This is a genomic window from Caballeronia sp. LZ034LL, assembly GCF_031451215.1.
Lineage (GTDB): Bacteria > Pseudomonadota > Gammaproteobacteria > Burkholderiales > Burkholderiaceae > Caballeronia.
In genome coordinates, this window is sequence record NZ_JARUXR010000004.1 from 20158 (window position 1) to 36465 (window position 16308).

17 protein-coding genes are annotated in these 16308 nt (G+C 65.8%); 2 read left to right on the forward strand and 15 right to left on the reverse strand.

What is annotated here, in order from left to right; translation table 11 throughout:
- Positions 1–7 precede the first annotated feature (7 nt).
- The 13 genes from QCE83_RS27480 to QCE83_RS27540 all read right to left on the reverse strand — a co-directional run bounded on the left by QCE83_RS27480 (position 8) and on the right by QCE83_RS27540 (position 11898).
- Complete coding sequence (locus QCE83_RS27480) at positions 8–1801, reverse strand: FAD-dependent oxidoreductase (RefSeq protein ID WP_309818811.1); 1794 nt, start codon at positions 1799–1801, stop codon at positions 8–10.
- Positions 1798–2901 carry a DedA family protein/thiosulfate sulfurtransferase GlpE gene (locus tag QCE83_RS27485; protein ID WP_309818813.1) on the reverse strand — a complete coding sequence of 368 codons (1104 nt, stop codon included), beginning with the start codon at positions 2899–2901 and terminating at the stop codon, positions 1798–1800. The genes QCE83_RS27480 and QCE83_RS27485 overlap by 4 nt, the downstream gene beginning before the upstream one ends.
- A 292-nt stretch (positions 2902–3193) precedes the next feature.
- Positions 3194–4153 carry a D-erythronate dehydrogenase gene (gene denD / locus QCE83_RS27490; protein ID WP_309818815.1) on the reverse strand — a complete coding sequence of 320 codons (960 nt, stop codon included), beginning with the start codon at positions 4151–4153 and terminating at the stop codon, positions 3194–3196.
- Positions 4154–4166: 13 nt separating this feature from the next.
- Positions 4167–4955: a 2-oxo-tetronate isomerase gene (gene otnI, locus QCE83_RS27495; RefSeq protein ID WP_309818817.1), complete on the reverse strand. Its 789-nt coding sequence runs from the start codon at positions 4953–4955 to the stop codon at positions 4167–4169.
- Positions 4956–5071: 116 nt separating this feature from the next.
- Positions 5072–6367: a 3-oxo-tetronate kinase gene (gene otnK, locus QCE83_RS27500; protein WP_309818819.1), complete on the reverse strand. Its 1296-nt coding sequence runs from the start codon at positions 6365–6367 to the stop codon at positions 5072–5074.
- The gene (gene ltnD / locus QCE83_RS27505) at positions 6364–7398 is read right to left on the reverse strand and encodes an L-threonate dehydrogenase (protein WP_309818821.1); all 1035 of its coding nucleotides are present in this window, start codon (positions 7396–7398) and stop codon (positions 6364–6366) included. Before ltnD ends, otnK begins: the two co-directional genes overlap by 4 nt.
- Positions 7286–7990 carry a FadR/GntR family transcriptional regulator gene (locus tag QCE83_RS27510; protein ID WP_309818823.1) on the reverse strand — a complete coding sequence of 235 codons (705 nt, stop codon included), beginning with the start codon at positions 7988–7990 and terminating at the stop codon, positions 7286–7288. Before QCE83_RS27510 ends, ltnD begins: the two co-directional genes overlap by 113 nt.
- Positions 7991–8321: 331 nt before the next feature.
- Positions 8322–8756 (reverse strand): DUF3757 domain-containing protein, encoded by a 435-nt coding sequence (locus QCE83_RS27515; protein WP_309818826.1) that lies wholly within the window; start codon positions 8754–8756, stop codon positions 8322–8324.
- Positions 8757–9121: 365 nt separating this feature from the next.
- Positions 9122–9460, reverse strand: a complete 339-nt coding sequence (locus QCE83_RS27520) for a thioredoxin family protein (RefSeq protein WP_309818828.1) — start codon at positions 9458–9460, stop codon at positions 9122–9124.
- 64 nt (positions 9461–9524) lie between these two features.
- Complete coding sequence (locus QCE83_RS27525; RefSeq protein WP_309818829.1) at positions 9525–10052, reverse strand: chromate transporter; 528 nt, start codon at positions 10050–10052, stop codon at positions 9525–9527.
- Entirely contained in the window at positions 10049–10597 is a 549-nt protein-coding gene (locus tag QCE83_RS27530; RefSeq protein WP_309818831.1) for a chromate transporter, read from the reverse strand. Before QCE83_RS27530 ends, QCE83_RS27525 begins: the two co-directional genes overlap by 4 nt.
- Positions 10594–11529 (reverse strand): 2-dehydropantoate 2-reductase, encoded by a 936-nt coding sequence (panE, locus tag QCE83_RS27535; protein ID WP_309818833.1) that lies wholly within the window; start codon positions 11527–11529, stop codon positions 10594–10596. Before panE ends, QCE83_RS27530 begins: the two co-directional genes overlap by 4 nt.
- A gap of 27 nt (positions 11530–11556) precedes the next feature.
- Positions 11557–11898 (reverse strand): hypothetical protein, encoded by a 342-nt coding sequence (locus QCE83_RS27540; RefSeq protein ID WP_309818834.1) that lies wholly within the window; start codon positions 11896–11898, stop codon positions 11557–11559.
- Positions 11899–12170: 272 nt separating this feature from the next.
- Here QCE83_RS27540 and gndA point away from each other — a divergent pair, with 272 nt between their 5' ends.
- Both gndA and QCE83_RS27550 read left to right on the forward strand, forming a co-directional pair.
- A complete protein-coding gene (gene gndA / locus QCE83_RS27545) occupies positions 12171–13577 on the forward strand; it encodes an NADP-dependent phosphogluconate dehydrogenase (protein ID WP_309818836.1) in 1407 nt (468 codons plus the stop codon).
- Positions 13578–13752: 175 nt separating this feature from the next.
- A complete protein-coding gene (locus QCE83_RS27550; RefSeq protein WP_309818838.1) occupies positions 13753–14100 on the forward strand; it encodes a DUF1493 family protein in 348 nt (115 codons plus the stop codon).
- On the opposite strand, the gene QCE83_RS27555 is transcribed toward QCE83_RS27550, so the two are convergent.
- Positions 14095–15216: a Gfo/Idh/MocA family oxidoreductase gene (locus tag QCE83_RS27555; RefSeq protein WP_309818841.1), complete on the reverse strand. Its 1122-nt coding sequence runs from the start codon at positions 15214–15216 to the stop codon at positions 14095–14097. The genes QCE83_RS27550 and QCE83_RS27555 overlap by 6 nt on opposite strands.
- Complete coding sequence (locus QCE83_RS27560; protein WP_309818843.1) at positions 15213–16274, reverse strand: sugar phosphate isomerase/epimerase family protein; 1062 nt, start codon at positions 16272–16274, stop codon at positions 15213–15215. Before QCE83_RS27560 ends, QCE83_RS27555 begins: the two co-directional genes overlap by 4 nt.
- Between the last annotated feature and the right edge of the window lie 34 nt (positions 16275–16308).

A 16308-nucleotide genomic window follows, 5' to 3' on the forward strand; every position in this document is an offset into this window, starting at 1 on the left:
GCGCCTGTCACACCGGCACGGCCAGCGCCTGGCGCTTCGCCAGCAAGCCGTGGATTTGCGAGACGACCGCCGCCCCTTCTCCCACCGCCGCCGCGACGCGCTTGGTGGAACTGGACCGCACGTCGCCGATGGCAAACACGCCCGGCACGCTCGTCTCCAGCGCCATCACGCCCTCGGTGCGGCCTTCATGCGCCTCCGGTCCGGTCAGCACGAAACCCTTGCCATCGACGTTCACATTGCAGTTGCGCAGCCAGTCCGTGTTGGGATCCGCGCCGGTGAACAGGAACAGATGCCGTGAGTCGAGCGTGAGCGGGCCGTCCGGCGTCTTGCAGTGGATCGCGTTCAACGCGCGGCCATCGCCCTCGAGCGACGTGATCTGCGTATGCGTACGCACCGTCACGTTCGGCAGCGAGCGGATGCGCTCCACCAGATAGTGCGACATGCTCGCCGCCAGCCCCGCGCCGCGAATCAGCACGTGCACGTGCTTCGCGTGCGTCGCCAGGTACACGACGGCCTGTCCCGCCGAATTGCCGCCGCCGACCAGCACCACCTCCGAGTTCTTGCACAGCTTCGCCTCGACCGGCGACGCCCAGTAATACGTGCCATGCCCTTCGTAGCGTTCGAGCCCGTCGATATCGGGCCGCCGATACGCCGCGCCCGACGCAATCACCACCGTCTGCGACGTGACGCGCGTGCCGTTCTCCAGTTCGATCTGGATCGGCGCGCAATCGCAGTGCAGCGACTTGATCTTGGTCGGGATCGCAATGTGGGCGCCGAACTTCTGCGCCTGCACGAAGGCACGCCCGGCAAGCGCCTGGCCGGAAATGCCAGTGGGAAAGCCGAGGTAGTTCTCGATGCGCGAACTGGCGCCCGCCTGGCCGCCCGGCGCGCGGCAATCGAATACCGCGACCGACAAGCCCTCGGACGCCGCATAGACTGCCGTCGCCAGTCCGGCCGGTCCCGCGCCGACGATCGCGACATCGTAGACATGCGCCGAATCGAATTCCGGCAGCCAGCCGAGTTGCGTCGCCACCTGGTTCTCGCTGGGCGCGCGCAGCACGGTGCCGTCCGGACAGATCACAAGCGGAAAATCCGCCGTGGAGGCCGAGATGCGTTCCAGCAAGGCGATCGCATCAGGATCAGCGCAGGCGTCGATCACCGTGTGCGGATAGCCGTTGCGGCGCAGGAAGCCTTGCAGGGACACGAGGCGCCCGTCGTCGGACTGGCCCAGCAGCACCGGACCGCTGCCCTTCTCGATCAAGCCCACGCGGCGCAGGATCAGCGCCCGCATGATGCGCTCGCCGAGCTCCGCCTCCGCGACCAGCAGCGCCCGCAGCCGCTCCGGCGCAATCACGATGCCCTCGACATCTTCGGCCGCCATGCCGTCGACGAGACAGGGCTTGCCCGACAGCTGCGCCACTTCAGCCAGGAAGTGCCCCGGCCCGTGCTCGACCACCAGATGCTCCTTGCCGAGCGCGTTGCGCCGCGTCACCCGCACAAGCCCCTTCAGCACGATCACCATGCCGCGCCCGGTCTCGCCCATGCGGAACATCCAGTCGCCCTGACGCCACCGCGACGTCTCGCCGAAGCGGCTCATGCGCTCGATCTCGCCGTCGGTCAGACGCGGGAACATCTGGTGTGCGCGGCTTTCGAGCGGCGAGTACGGCGCGTTGTCGTCGCTGACGGGCGGCGCGGCGGCGGGCGTCGGCACGACATTCGGGTTCTCGGGCGTTTCGCGCGCGCTCCAGGCGACGACGTTCGGCATGCTCTGACGCGAATGGTCGAACGGGGTGGTGCTCATGCGCGATCTCCGTGTGGCAAACCAGCTTCATGAAGGGATGCAGCGCTTGATGGTGTCGCGGCCGATGCCGCCGACTTCACCGACCAAGGGCACATCGCGGCCATCTCCGCGACTTCTTCAGGCGTCGTCGCGACGAGCTCGCCGAATTCGGTCAGCGTCGCGACTTCGAAACCGGCGAGGCGCCAAGCATCGAGACCGCCGGTGAGCGGCACGACATCGCGGAAACCGGCGTTGCGCATCGTCTTGGCCATCCACGCCGCCGAGACTTCGTTGGGACACGAGCAGTAGATGACGACCTTGCGCGACTTGTCGTAGTTCTCGATGATCCTCGCGAGATCGCGCTCGTCGGCGAACAGCGAGCCGGGAATCGCGGCGGGATCGAGCATGCGTTTCTCGGGCGAGCGGATGTCGAAGATCACCGGCAGCGGCTGGTCGTTCATCAGCGCATAGAGTTCGTCGACGCTGATGCGCGCCTTTTCGAGCGTCGCCATGAGCGCGCGGCGGCGCCACCAGCGATAGGCGACATAGACGGCCAGCAACACCGCGACCACCATCACCGCCTGCCGGCCGAGCTGCGAGATCAGCGCGAAGACCATTTCGAGCTGCGCGGCAAAGACGACGCCGACCGTCAGTCCGACCATGCCCCACAAGGCGACGCCCGCACCGTCATGCACGATGAAGCTGCGCAGCTTGACGCCCATGGCGCCGGCGAGCGGCACCGACACCAGCGAGAGGCCCGGAATGAATTTCGCGACCAGCAGGACGCGGACGCCCCAGCGGCCGAAGAAGCGTTCGGTCTTCTTCACGCAGGTATCGCGCGAGAGGGACAGCTTGCAGATGGTCTTGAGGGTCTTGTCGCCGTACTTGCGCCCGCCCTGGAACCAGACGAGATCGCCGATCACGCCGCCCGCCACGGCTACGCACAGTACGCCCGCGAGTGGCGGCCAGAACGCGCCGCCGTTCACCGCCATGAGCGCGATGGACGCGCCGACGATGATCATGGTCGGCATCGCGGGAACGGGCAGCCCGAGTGCCGAGCCCATTACGTTGAGAAACACGATCGCCGGGCCGAATCGATCGACGAGATGATGCAACGACATGGAAGACTCCCGCGCGGGAAGGATGCGTAATCACCGGGCGACGAGGCGGCGCGGCTCGGGTGCGGCTCAGGCGGAATACAGCCGCAAGGGAGCCGCAAACAAGCGCAGGAAGCATGAAAGCGACGGAGAAACGAGCGTGCGGACGCTCGTGATTCAACGCGGTGCATGCAGCGCCGGGCCGACGTTCGTCACATATAAGCGAACAGTGTAGCCCGGAAATGCGAACGAAAGCATGACGGCTGTCGCGCTGCCCCTGAACGCCGGGGCAGCGCGTGCAGGACGCGGCGCGGGATCAGGAATCCGCGATATGGGCGCGGATCACGTCGGCGAAGGCGGCATCCCCTTCGAGCCCCAGCGCTTCGGCGCGTGCGGTGTTCCACGCGCCGGGCCAGCTGTACACGATCTTCTCGATGCGCTCGTCGCGCTGGAAGTCGATGCGCGCTACCGCATCCTCGCCCGCCACCTCGCGCAGCGCCGCGATCATCTCGTCCACGCTGACCGAAAGCCCCGGCAGATTGATCACCGGCCGGTCGCCGAGCCTGCCGCGCTCGATCTCGCAGCCCGCGATCAGCGCTTCCACCGCGCGCTGCGGCGAAAGGAGCCAGACGCGCGTGTCGCCGCTGACGGGACACACCGAGCGTTCGCCGTTCAGGGGCTCGCGAATAATGCCGCTCGCGAAGGACGAAGCCGCCGCATTCGGCTTGCCCGGACGCACGCTGATGGTCGGCAGCCGCAGCACGCGGCCATCGACGAAGCCACGCCGCGTGTAGTCGCACAGCAGCAATTCGGCGATGGCCTTCTGAGTTCCATATGACGATTGCGGATTGAGCGCGGTATCGTCCTGAACGATGTCGGGCAACGCGCCGCCGTAGACCGCCACCGAACTCGTGAACACGACGCGCGGCCGGTGCCCCGCCGCGCGGCACACTTCCAGCAGCGCGCGCGAGGCGTCGAGGTTGATCTTCATGCCGAGGTCGAAGTCCGCCTCCGCCTGACCGCTGACGATGGCCGCGAGATGGAACACGGCTTCCGTCTGCGGGTCGAGATGGCGCCGCAGCACCGCCGGGTCCGAGATGTCGCCGGTTTCGGCACGCACGCGCGGGTCGTCCAGCAGGCGCTCGTCGCCGGGCCGCGCGATATCGAGCAAGACCAGTTCGGTGACCGGCTGGCCGTCGAGCGTGCCGCGTTCGAGCAGACGCCTGGCGAGCCGCTGGCCCAGAAAGCCCGCGCCGCCTGTGATCAGGATCTTCATGAGCGTCGTCTCCTCACAGATAGGGCTTGAGCCAGCCGAGGCCAGCGGACGTGCCGGCCTTCGGCTTGTATTCGCAGCCGATGAAGCCCGCGTAGCCGAGCGTGTCGATCAGCTCGAACAGATACGGATAGTTGAGTTCGCCCAGGTCCGGCTCGTGACGCTCCGGGACGCCCGCGATCTGGATATGCCCGATGCCCGCGTTGGCGCGCTGCATGTCGCGCTTGAGCTTGATCGCGATGTCGCCTTCGACGATCTGGCAGTGATAGATGTCGAACTGCACTTGCAGGTTCGGCGCGCCGATTTCCTCGCAGATGGCCTGCGCGTCGTCCTGACGATTCAGGAAGAAGCCGGGAATGTCGCGCGTGTTGATGGGTTCGATCACGATGCCGATGCCCGCCTTGCGCGCCTCCTCGGCCGCATGGGCCAGATTGGCCAGATAGACCGCGCGATGCCGTTCGCGCGGTTCCTCTGGCTTGATGAGGCCGGCCATCACGTGCAGTTTCTGGTTACCGAGCACCGCCGCGTATTCGAGCCCCTTCGCGACGCTTTGCCGGAACTCCGCCTCGCGGCCCGGCAGCGAGGCGATGCCGCGCTCGCCCGCCGCCCAGTCGCCGGGTGGCGCGTTGAACAGCGCCTGCGTGAGACCGTTGTCGGTCAGGCGCTGCCGGATGTCCTCGGCCGGATAGTCGTACGGAAACAGGAACTCGACGGCCTTGAAGCCGTCCTTCGCGGCGGCGGCAAAGCGGTCGAGGAACGCGTGTTCTGTGTACATCATCGTGAGATTCGCGGCAAAACGTGGCATGGGTTCGTGTCTCCGTTGCGAAGGTGCGAAAGGGTTTGACGTCGCGCGGTCGATGGCCGCTTCAGCTAGCGGCCTGCGACGCGGCGACGTCGAAAGTTACGGATGGGGGCATTTCATCACAGCGCCCGCAGCGCTTTCTCGAAGAAATCGGCGGTGCCGAAATTGCCGGATTTGAGCGCGAGGCCGAGCGCATCGCCCGCTTGCGCGCCGATGGACTGCGTCGCCGGCACGCCCGGATCGATCTGCGGGCCGATCCGCAGGCTGCGCACGTCCAGCGCCTGCACGACCGCGCCGGAGGTCTCGCCGCCCGCGACGACGAACTTGCGCACGCCTTCATCCCGCAAGCGCCGCGCGATGCCGGCAAGCGCCGCTTCCACCAGTTGTCCCGCCTGCTCAACGCCCAGCTGGCTCTGCACCGCCTTGACTTCGTCAGGCGACGAGGTTGCGTAGATCAGCACGATTTCGTTCTTGCCGAAGTGCTCGCGCGCGAACGCGACCGCCTGATCGACCACCGGCTCGCCGCGCGCGAGCGCCAGCGGATCCACGCGAAAGCTCGGCCTCGACGCGCGCCACGCCGCCACCTGCGCGTTCGTCGCTTTCGATGCGCTGCCCGCCAGCACGACCGCCTTGCCGTCGATCGACGGCAGCGCCGCCGCCTGTTCCGCATGCGCGAGCCGGTTGGCCGCGCCGAAGTTGCGCGGCAAGCCCAGCGCGACGCCGGAGCCGCCGGTAATCAGCGCGAGATCGCGGCATGCTTCGCCGAGCGTGTAGAGATCGGCGTCGGAGACGGCATCGGCGATCGCCAGGCGCACGCCTTCCTGCCGCAATCCGGCGATGCCCGCGCGCACCGCGTCCGCGCCTTGCGCGATCGTGTCGTAGCGCAGCAGCCCGACCTTCGATGGCGTCTGCCGTTGCAGGACGCGCACGAGATTCGGATCGGTCATCGGCGTGAGCGGATGATGCTCCATGCCCGATTCGCTCAGCAGCACGTCGCCGACGAACAGATGGCCGCGGAACAGCGTCCGGCCGTTCTCCGGGAACGCCGGGCAGGCAATCGTGAAGTCGTCGCCGAGCGCATCGAGCAGCGCGTCCGCGACGGGGCCGATGTTGCCGCGATCGGTGGAATCGAAGGTCGAGCAGTACTTGAAGAAGAACTGTGTGCAGCCTTGCGCGCGCAGCCAGTCGAGCGCGTCGAGCGACTGGCGCACGGCCTCTTTTGCGTCGATGGTGCGCGACTTGAGCGCGACCACCAGCGCATCCGCCTCGATGCGCGCGCCCGCCTCCGGCACGCCGATAGTCTGCACCGTGCGCATGCCGCCGCGCACCAGCATGTTGGCGAGATCGGTGGCGCCGGTGAAATCGTCGGCGATGCAGCCGAGCAGCGCTTGCGGCGCTTGTGTGTTGCCCGTCATGCCTTCGCTCCCTTCGGCACCTCGATGCCCGGAAAGATCTTGATGACCGCGGAATCGTCCTCGCCGCCATGGCCGGCGGTGGACGCCATCATGAACATCTGATGCGCCGCCGCCGACAGCGGCAGCGGAAACTTCGAGGTGCGCGCCGTATCCAGCACCAGGCCGAGATCCTTGACGAAGATATCGACGGCGGACAGCGGCGTGTAGTCGCCAGTGAGAATGTGCGGCACGCGGTTCTCGAACATCCACGAATTGCCCGCGCTGTGCGTGATGACTTCATAGAGCGCATCGGGATCGACGCCTTCCCGCAGACCCAGCGCCATGGCCTCGGCCGCCGCCGCGATATGCACGCCCGCCAGCAGCTGATTGATGATCTTGACCTTCGACCCCGCGCCGTGCGCCTCGCCCAGCCGATACACCTGCCCGGCGATCGCCCCGAGCACGTCCTCGCACGCGGCATAAGCGGCAGCGGGGCCGGACGTCATCATCGTCATCGCACCGGAGTTGGCCTTCGCCGCGCCGCCCCAGAGCGGCGCATCGAGCATCTGCACGCCCCGCGCCTCGCAGCGCGCGCCAAGGTCTGCGGCGAACTGCGGCGATACCGTCGCGCACGCGAGGACCACGCCGCCCGGCTTCATCGCGGGCACGGCGCCGGTTTCGGCGAACAGCACGGCTTCGGTCTGCGCCGCGTTGACGACGACCGTCAGCACCACGTCGCACTGCGCGCCGAGTTCGGCCGGCGATGCACACGCCACGCCGCCTTCCGCCGCGAACGCGTCCAGCACGGGCTGGCGCACGTCGCACGCGTGCACCGCAAAGCCCGCGCGCAGCAGCGAACGGGCGACGCCCATGCCCATCGCGCCCAGCCCGATAACGCCCACGTTTCTCGTCATGTTGTCCTCTTCGTCGGATAGGGATTCAGCAAATGCCCGCTTCCGCCAGACGGCGCGCGGCGTTGATGAGATGCGTCTGCGCGGCGCGGCGTGCGGCGTCGGCATCGCGTGCGCGGATGGCCTCGACGATCGCCGCATGTTCCTCGCGCACCTGCCGCATGAAGTCCTCGCGCAGCGCTTCGTTGCCGCGCGTGACGAGCGTGCCCGCTTCGAGATACTGGTTCAGGAAGGTGAGCGTTTTCAGGAAATAAGGATTGCCGCTGGCGGTCGCGATCTCGCGATGGAACGCGACGTCTTCCGCGACGCCGTCGCGCGCCTCGCGCACGGCCACGTCGATCTGCGCGAGCGCCTGGTCGATGGCCGCCATGTGCGCGGCGCTGTGCCGGAGCGCGGCTTCGCTGGCCACTTCGGCCTCGATGGCGCGGCGCAGCGCGAGGATCTGCACGACCGCGCCCGGCTCGACCGCCTGCGCGTAATCGATACGCAGCGGCCGGATGCCCGCCCGTTCGACGATGAACACGCCGCTGCCCTGGCGCGGTTCCACCATGCCTTCGTTCTTGAGCCGGGAGATGGCCTCGCGGATGACCGTGCGGCTGACGCCGAATTGCTGCGCGAGCACGGTCTCGCTCGGCAGCTTGCCGGTGCCGGCAAAGCTGCCTTTTTCGATCTGCTTCTGCAATTGCTGCGCGACGGTGTCGGACAGCGCGCGCGGCGGAATCTTCTCGAACATGCGGTGACGACGTGCTCAGTCCTGTCAGGTTGTCGGGTTATCATACAACTTAGTTCGACGCTAAAGGACTGGGCGAAAACCCTTGGTTTCTGGGTGATGTCTTCGTTATCAAGAAGAAGGCACGCCTGACCCCGCCACGCGCGATGATCCGCGCCGCGGGGTGGCCCTGCTTCAGCTCACTTGTTTTCGGAACACTTCAGTTTCACAACAGCAGGCTTTTTTAGTTCTAGTTTTAGTGCTCGTTTATTAAACAAGCTGCCTTCGAAATTCAGAAACTCGAGTGGGATAATCCGAAAGAAGCAGTGATGCTTTGAGGGTGTGGGTTAATGAATCAACCGAGTTGGAAAGTGCATTTTTGCGGCTTATCCGCAACACAGCGGGGCAAAACGCTGCCATCCGGCTGCTTCTGATTTTGCCAATTGGCTCCCACGGCTTTGGCGCTGGAATCGATCTTGATCGACATGCGCATACCGCCACCCTGATCGTTCGGGAGGACATAATCGCACGCGACGAAATTCCGCGCATTTAGAATATAGGCTTCCTTGAAACCCGTTGCGCGCAGATCCGACTCGTTGGCCATGATGTTTTCGCCCGTCCACTGCTTGCCATCGCCGGCTGCGGCCATGTAGGCAAAGCCGCCGTACGACCCGGGGGTCTGCTTGATATCGGAAACAGCGGGGCACTTCAGGGAAGCCGCCATGGCATTACCCGCGATTGCGACAGCAATGACCACACCAAATTTCAACACTTTGCTCGTTTTAATCATGTTTTGGCTCCAGCCAATATGGTGATATTTTCATCGAAATACAACTCTGGCGATTGCGCCTTCCATTTTCTCAATAAGAAGAAAGGGCAGTCACATTTACGATAATAATGCAGGGATTTTTTAATCAATCAGGTATTTTTGGAAATTTTTGTAGATTTACCGCGCAGTCAATTATGCGAACAACTCTATATCGCATTTAAGACGTGGGACATAAAGACATGCCAGTGTCTCAAGTCAAAGCCTGATGGACGTTTCGACCTGCGGCTCGCAATCGAGTCAGTGCAAAGCGATTTGCGCGATCGGCTCACCGGCTTCGGAATTCAATGACAAAGCGCAATGCCGTTGCGGCATTGCACATGGCGGCCTTATTGCGCGGACGGTGCCTCGATCTGCGCCAGCGCGTCGCGGATCGGGGCGACATCGCCCGGCCTAACGAGCCGCGCGACTTCCTTGCCATCACGCAAAAAGACGAGCGTCGGCCAGAGCTTGACCCGGAACGAGCGGCCGAGCGGCCGGCCGCTGCCGTCCTCGATCTTCATGTGCCGCACCGCGTCATGCTCCTGAAACGCCTGCGCAATCAGCGGCTGCGCCGCGCGGCAATGGCCGCACCAGTCCGTGCCGAACTCGACAACCAGCGGGCCGCGCGTGGTGTCGAGTTCCGCGCGTTCCGGCGCGGTCTTCACGTATTCGAGGTTCGTCGTCATGGCGCTCGTCCTTGTGTCCTGGTTGTGAGTTTTTCAGCAGGAAGCCTGCCCGCGCAAGCCTCGGCTATTGCCCGAATCCCGTCAGGCCGATCAGCGCACCGGCCGCCAGCAGCCACAGCGGATGCAGCTTCGTCCGGTACGACAGCAGCGCCACGGCGGCGGTGATCGCCGTCAGCATGACGGTTTCGTCGGAGGCCTCGGCGATCAGCAGCGCACTCGCCGCCACGAGTCCCGCCGTGATCGGCACGAGCCCGAGTTGCACGGTGCGCCGCCACGGACGCGTCTTGAAGCGTTCCCACGCGTGGAGCGCGGCCATCGTCACCAGCGACGACGGTCCGAACTTCGCAATCGACGTGACCAGCACGCCCGGCCAGCCGGCCACATGCCAGCCGATCAGCGTGACGACCATCATGTTCGGGCCCGGCGCCGCCTGCGCGAGCGCGAACAACGCCGAGAAATCGGCCTTCGACATCCATTCGTGCACCTGCACGACCTGACGCTGCATCTCCGGCAGGATGGAATTGCCGCCGCCGAACGCCAGCAGCGAGAGCTGGCTGAAGATGGCCGCGAGCGAAACCAGGTCGTGATTCATCGGCCCACCTTCCAGGCGACCAGGACCGAGATCGGCGTGAAGACGAGCATGGTCGGCAGGAGCGGCGTGCGCAGGAACGCGATGGCCGCGAACATCAGCAGCGCGACACCCGCCGCCTCGGGTTTGCGCCGCAGCGGCCAGAGGAGCTTCACCGCCATCGCGATCAGCAAGCCCGCCGCGGCCGCCGCGAGGCCGGCGAACAGATGCGCGATGCGCGGGTCATGATGCGTGCGCTGATAGATCACGCCGAGTCCGATCACGATCAGCGAAGGCCCGACCAGCAGCCCGAGCAGGCCCGCGAGCGCGCCGGGCACGCCGCGAAAGCGCATGCCGATCGCCACCGACAGGTTGATCACGTTGCCGCCCGGCAGGAACTGGCAGAGGCCGAGGAGATCGGTGAATTCGTCGGCATCGAGCCATTTGCGGCGCTCGACGATTTCACGCCGCGCCAGCGGCAGCGCCCCGCCGAACGCGGTCAGTCCGAGCGTGAGAAAGCCCGTGAAGATTTCCGCGATGCCGGGACGCGGCGCGTGCTGCTCGGTCATGCGCGTGCGGTGCGCGTCCGGCGCGCTTCGTAGGCTTTCAGATGCGCGTACGCCACTTCCAGCATCGATGCGCCCTCCACCTTCGAGCGCCGCCGCGCGATCAGATCGCCGACGATGTGATCCGCTTCGATCGGCGCGCCGTTCTCGAGGTCGCGCAGCATCGACGCGGTCAGCAGCGAGCCGCGCTGCCCGAAGCTCGCGCGCGCCCGCTCGATGACCGCTTCCGGCGGCGGATGATCGTTGTCCGCCGCGACGCCCTGGCACTCCATGAAGAGCCGCCTGAGCACGTCTTCGCCGCCGGGCGCATCGAGAATGTCGCCGATTGGCGCACGCATCAGGCACGTGCCGGTCGCGAGCGTGGCGAGGAACACCCACTTGTCCCACATCGATTGCAGGATGTCCTCGCTCACGTTCAGTTCGAATCCGGCGCCGTCGAGCTGCGCCGCGACCGCCTCGATGCGCGCGGAGCGTCCGCCGGCGCGCTCGCCGACCGTCATCGAATGCATGTTGTTCAGATGGACGATCTCGCCTTCGGCATCGAGCGTCGCGGCGATCACGCACTGGCCGCCGAGCACGTTGGCCGCGCCGAAGCGCGCGTCGAGCGCATCGAGATGCGCCATGCCGTTGAGCAGCGGCAGGATCACCGTGTCCGGACCGACAGCGGGCGCGAACGAATCGATCGCATTTTGCAGGTCGTAAGCCTTGCAGCTCAGCAGGATCAGGTCGAACGGGTGGGTCAGGTCTTTGGCGAGAGTCATCGGCGGGCAGGCGAACGTGAGATCGCCCTCCGGACTCTTCACCTTCAGGCCGCATTGCCGCAGCCGTTCCGCGCGGCGCTCGCGCACGAGAAACGTGACGTCCCGGCCCGCTTCCAGCAGCCGCGCCCCGAAATAACCGCCGATCGCCCCCGCACCCACTACCAGAATCCGCATGTCCCGCTCCTTGTCATTGAGTCCGTGTCAGGCCTGCCAGACGCCATAACCCGCTTCCCGCAAACCGATGCCCAGTTCCACTTCCATGTCGCACGCGCCGTCGTAGGGCATCGGGTTGTACATCTCGTACAGTTGCGGCAGGAGCCGCAGACCGTAGTCGCGCACGAAGCGGTTCGACTGGATGCCCGCCTTGTGCTTGTCGAAACGCACGTCCGGATCGATGCCCGTCATGCCCACATAGACGAACGGCTTGCCGACGACATAGTCCGGATTGGCGCGGCGAAAGCGCGCTTCGTTCCAGACCTGGTCGGACAATTCGACGACGTAGACCGAGTAATGATGGCGTCGCGCGCGCCGTGCGGGCGGCATGTTCCAGGCGCCTTCGCGGCGTGTTCGTTGCGGGCTGACATTCTAAGACGGGGCGGCGTCCGGCGCTCGTCCGGACAGCGCGCTCCCTGCTGGAAGCGCGTCAAAGTGGTAAATTCGGGTCGGTCTGCGTTCGCGCGTCTGACCGGTCCGGCCCATCGCCGGCCGCACCGTGAGGCGATCTCTCCACGCGCGGGCGCCGCTCCCATCGACACGTTTTCACCCCGAAGCCGCGCGCCACGAGCCGCGCGGCTTCGGTCTTTCGGAGATCAAGCATGAGCAAGCAAGCTATCGGCGTGGTGGGCCTCGCCGTCATGGGCCGCAACCTGGCCCTGAACATCGAGAGCCGCGGACACGCCGTTTCGGTCTACAACCGCAGCCGCGAGAAAACCGACGAACTGATTGCCGAACACCCCGATAAGAAGTTGGTCCCCACGTACACGCTCGAAGAGTTCGTGCAGTCGCTCGAAAAGCCGCGCCGCATCCTGATGATGGTGAAGGCCGGCGCCGGCACCGACGACACCATCGCCCAGCTTCGCCCGCTGCTCGAGAAAGGCGACATTCTCATCGACGGCGGCAACACCCATTTCACCGACACCATCCGCCGCAACCAGGATCTCGCGAAGTCGGGCCTGCATTTCATCGGCACGGGCGTGTCGGGCGGCGAGGAAGGCGCGCTGAAGGGTCCGTCGATCATGCCGGGCGGCCAGAAGGAAGCCTACGAACTGGTCGCGCCCATCCTCACCGAGATCGCAGCGAAGGCGCCGGACGGCGAGCCGTGCGTCGCGTACATGGGTCCGGACGGCGCGGGCCATTTCGTGAAGATGGTGCACAACGGCATCGAATACGGCGACATGCAGTTGATCGCCGAAAGCTATGACGTGCTGAAGCGCGTGGCGGGTCTGTCGAATGAGGAACTCGGCAAGGTGTATGTCGAGTGGAATCAGGGCGAACTGGATAGTTACCTGATTGAAATCACGTCGAAGATCTTTTCGAAGAAGGACGAGGAAACCGGCAAGGATCTCGTCGATGTCATCCTCGACCGCGCCGCGCAGAAAGGCACCGGCAAGTGGACGAGCCAGAATGCGCTCGATCTCGGCGCGCCGCTGCCGCTGATCACGGAAGCCGTGTTCGCGCGCGTGCTGTCGTCGCTGAAGACGCAGCGGGTCGCGGCGAGCAAGGTGCTGTCGGGACCGAAGCCGGGCTTCGAAGGCGATCGCGCGGCATTCGTCGAAGCGGTGCGGCGTGCGCTGTATCTGTCGAAGATCGTTTCGTATGCGCAGGGTTTCGCGCAGTTGCGCGCGGCATCGGACGAATACAACTGGGATCTGCATTACGGCGAGATCGCCAAGATCTTCCGTGCGGGCTGCATCATCCGCGCGCGCTTCCTGCAGAAGATCACCGATGCCTACAAGACCAATCCGGAACTCGCGAATTTGTTGCTGGACCCGTACTTCAGCGACATCGCGGCGAAGTATCAGGACGCGCTGCGTGAAGTGATTGTCGCAGCGGTGAAGGCGGGCATTCCGGTGCCGGCGTTCTCGTCGGCGATTGCGTACTTCGACGGCTATCGTTCGGAGACGCTGCCGGCGAACCTGGTGCAGGCACAACGCGATTTCTTCGGCGCGCATACGTTCGAACGGACGGACAAGCCGGGCAGCTTCCACGCGAACTGGGCGTGAGCGTTCGGGTGACTGAATGCTGAAGGTGAATGCGGCTCTTTCGGGAGCCGCATTTTTTTTGGGTGGGGGCTTTGGTTGATTGTGTTGTGGCAAGCGTTGCTGGCGTGAGTACACCCGGCTATGCTCGTGCGATTGCGTAACGGAACGACGCAACCGTCAAGCCGGAGGGCCGTTGATGATAGTCACGGAGCATCAAGCCTGGGACGCGCTCCTGACGTTCGTCGAAGCGCTCCTCGGACGAAACCACTTCACCCGCGACACCGATCTCTATCACGACCTCGATCTGAACCCCGACCGCATCTCGGCGTTTCTCACCGAGTGGAGCGCGGCGTTCGACGTCGACATGCGTGCGTTCGACATCACCCACTACTATCCCGCCAGCACGCTGAGCCTGTCACGTCTCCTGCTCACCGTGTTCAAAACGCCTTTCAGCCGCGCGTCGCGCGACACGCTCGGCGGTTGCCAATTGACCCTGGGCATGCTCGAAGCAGCGATGCTGGGCGGCAAATGGCCCGCCTCATGACACGCCCACCCACGCCCCGTCCTTCCCGTTGCTCCGCAACACCGCATCGATGAAGCGCAAGCCAGCGACGCCATCCTCGACCGTCGTGAGCCAGCCATCGCCCTGCGTCGTGCCGCTCGTGATACACGTCGCCGCATCCGCATAAAGCTGCGCGAACGCCTCCAGATAGCCTTCCGGATGCCCCGCCGGCACGCGCGTCGCGTGCACTGCCTCGGCGCTCTGCACGCGCCCGCGCGTGACCCGTTCCGACGCCCCGCCTATCGGCGTGAACCACAGTTCGTTCGGCGTCTGCTGATCGAACGACAAACCCGCCTTCGTGCCATACACGCGCAGCCGCAACGCGTTTTCCTCGCCCGCCGCCACCTGACTCGCCCACAACATGCCGCGCGCGCCGTCGTCGTAGCGGAACATCGCCTGCACGTGATCGTCCACGCGCCGGTTCGGCACGAAGGTCGTCACGTCCGCCGCCAGTTCCGACGGACGCATGCCGGTCACGTACTCGGCCAGCTGATACGCATGCGTGCCGATATCGCCGAGACAACCCGCCGGACCCGCCAGCGCCGGGTCCGTGCGCCATACGGCCTGCCGGTTCGACTGCGTCTCCACCGGCAGCGACAGCCAGTCCTGCGCATACTCGACCTGCACCACGCGAATGTCGCCGAGCAGTCCGTCCCGCACCATGCCGCGCGCGTGCCGCACGAGCGGATAACCCGTGTAGGTATAAGTCACCGCGAACAGCAGGCCCTTCTCGCGCGCAAGCTTCGCAAGCGCCTCGCCTTCGTCGAGCGACACCGCCAGCGGCTTGTCGCAGATCACGTGGATGCCGGCTTCGAGAAAGGCCGTCGCGACCGGCGCATGCAGATGATTCGGCGTGACGATCGCCACCGCTTCGACGCCATCGGTTCGCGCCGCCTCGGCCCGCGCCATCTCGCGATAGTCGTCGTAACTGCGCGAAAGGCCGATCGCCGCCGCGCTCGCCGCCGCCCGTCCCGCATCCGCCGACAACGCGCCTGCCACCAGCTCCCAGCGGTCGTCGAGCCGCGCCGCCATGCGATGCACCGCGCCGATGAACGCGCCCTCGCCGCCGCCGACCATGCCCAGCCGCACGCGCCTCATCGCGCCTCTCCGATGCCCAGCAGCCCGCGCATTTGCGCGCGGCTCGCGCCGCTGCCGGCGAAGTCGTCGAAGGCACGTTCCGCCACGCGGATGATGTGCTCGCGAATGAACGGCGCACCCTCGCGCGCGCCGTCTTCCGGATGCTTTAACGCGCATTCCCATTCGAGCACGGCCCAGCCCGGAAAGTCGTACTGCGCCATCTTCGAGAAGATCGCCTTGAAGTCGATCTGGCCGTCGCCGAGCGAACGAAACCGTCCCGCCCGCTCGGCCCATCCCGAATAACCGCCGTACACGCCCTGCCGTCCGTTCGGCCGGAACTCCGCGTCCTTCACATGGAACGCCTTGATGCGGGCGTGGTAAATGTCGATGAACGCGAGGTAATCCAGCTGTTGCAGCATGAAGTGGCTCGGATCGAACAGGATGTTCGCGCGCGGATGATCGTCCACCGCCGCGAGAAAGCGCTCGAAAGTCACGCCGTCGTGCAGGTCCTCGCCCGGATGCAGTTCATAGCAGACATCGACGCCCGCACGATCGAACTCGTCGAGAATCGGGCGCCAGCGCGCCGCGAGTTCGTCGAAGGCGGCTTCGACCAGACCCGCCGGACGCTGCGGCCACGGATACACATACGGCCAGGCCAACGCCCCCGAAAACGTCACGTGCGCGGCGAGTCCCAGCCGTTTCGACGCCGCCGCCGCCAGCTTGAGCTGCGCGATCGCCCATTCGGTGCGCGCCTCGGGATGACCGCGCACGTGCGGCGCGGCGAAGCCGTCGAAGAGCGTGTCGTACGCCGGATGCACGGCGACCAGTTGCCCTTGCAGATGCGTCGAGAGCTCGGTGATCGCAACGCCCGCGTCTTCCACCGTGCGGCGAATCTGGTCGCAATAGGCATCGCTGGACGCGGCTTTCTCCAGGTCGATCAGGCGCGGATCGGCGGGCACCTGGATGCCCTCGTAACCGAGCGAGGCCGCCCAGGCCGCGAGGTTGCCCAGCGTATCGAACGGCGCCTGGTCGCCCATGAACTGCGCCAGAAAGATCGCAGGGCCCTTGATGGTCTTCATCTTCCGCCTCTCAGTGGAAACTGCAGGGCCGCAT

Excerpts from the sequence above, each read along its gene's own strand:
- QCE83_RS27480 (WP_309818811.1), bottom strand. The coding sequence starts at position 1,801 with ATGAGCACCACCCCGTTCGACCATTCGCGTCAGAGCATGCCGAACGTC.
- QCE83_RS27485 (WP_309818813.1), bottom strand. The coding sequence starts at position 2,901 with ATGTCGTTGCATCATCTCGTCGATCGATTCGGCCCGGCGATCGTGTTT.
- denD (WP_309818815.1), bottom strand. The coding sequence starts at position 4,153 with ATGAAGATCCTGATCACAGGCGGCGCGGGCTTTCTGGGCCAGCGGCTC.
- otnI (WP_309818817.1), bottom strand. The coding sequence starts at position 4,955 with ATGCCACGTTTTGCCGCGAATCTCACGATGATGTACACAGAACACGCG.
- otnK (WP_309818819.1), bottom strand. The coding sequence starts at position 6,367 with ATGACGGGCAACACACAAGCGCCGCAAGCGCTGCTCGGCTGCATCGCC.
- ltnD (WP_309818821.1), bottom strand. The coding sequence starts at position 7,398 with ATGCGGCGATCGTCGAGGCCATCCGCGCACGCGATGCCGACGCCGCAC.
- QCE83_RS27510 (WP_309818823.1), bottom strand. The coding sequence starts at position 7,990 with ATGTTCGAGAAGATTCCGCCGCGCGCGCTGTCCGACACCGTCGCGCAG.
- QCE83_RS27515 (WP_309818826.1), bottom strand. The coding sequence starts at position 8,756 with ATGATTAAAACGAGCAAAGTGTTGAAATTTGGTGTGGTCATTGCTGTC.
- QCE83_RS27520 (WP_309818828.1), bottom strand. The coding sequence starts at position 9,460 with ATGACGACGAACCTCGAATACGTGAAGACCGCGCCGGAACGCGCGGAA.
- QCE83_RS27525 (WP_309818829.1), bottom strand. The coding sequence starts at position 10,052 with ATGAATCACGACCTGGTTTCGCTCGCGGCCATCTTCAGCCAGCTCTCG.
- QCE83_RS27530 (WP_309818831.1), bottom strand. The coding sequence starts at position 10,597 with ATGACCGAGCAGCACGCGCCGCGTCCCGGCATCGCGGAAATCTTCACG.
- panE (WP_309818833.1), bottom strand. The coding sequence starts at position 11,529 with ATGCGGATTCTGGTAGTGGGTGCGGGGGCGATCGGCGGTTATTTCGGG.
- QCE83_RS27540 (WP_309818834.1), bottom strand. The coding sequence starts at position 11,898 with ATGCCGCCCGCACGGCGCGCGCGACGCCATCATTACTCGGTCTACGTC.
- gndA (WP_309818836.1), top strand. The coding sequence starts at position 12,171 with ATGAGCAAGCAAGCTATCGGCGTGGTGGGCCTCGCCGTCATGGGCCGC.
- QCE83_RS27550 (WP_309818838.1), top strand. The coding sequence starts at position 13,753 with ATGATAGTCACGGAGCATCAAGCCTGGGACGCGCTCCTGACGTTCGTC.
- QCE83_RS27555 (WP_309818841.1), bottom strand. The coding sequence starts at position 15,216 with ATGAGGCGCGTGCGGCTGGGCATGGTCGGCGGCGGCGAGGGCGCGTTC.
- QCE83_RS27560 (WP_309818843.1), bottom strand. The coding sequence starts at position 16,274 with ATGAAGACCATCAAGGGCCCTGCGATCTTTCTGGCGCAGTTCATGGGC.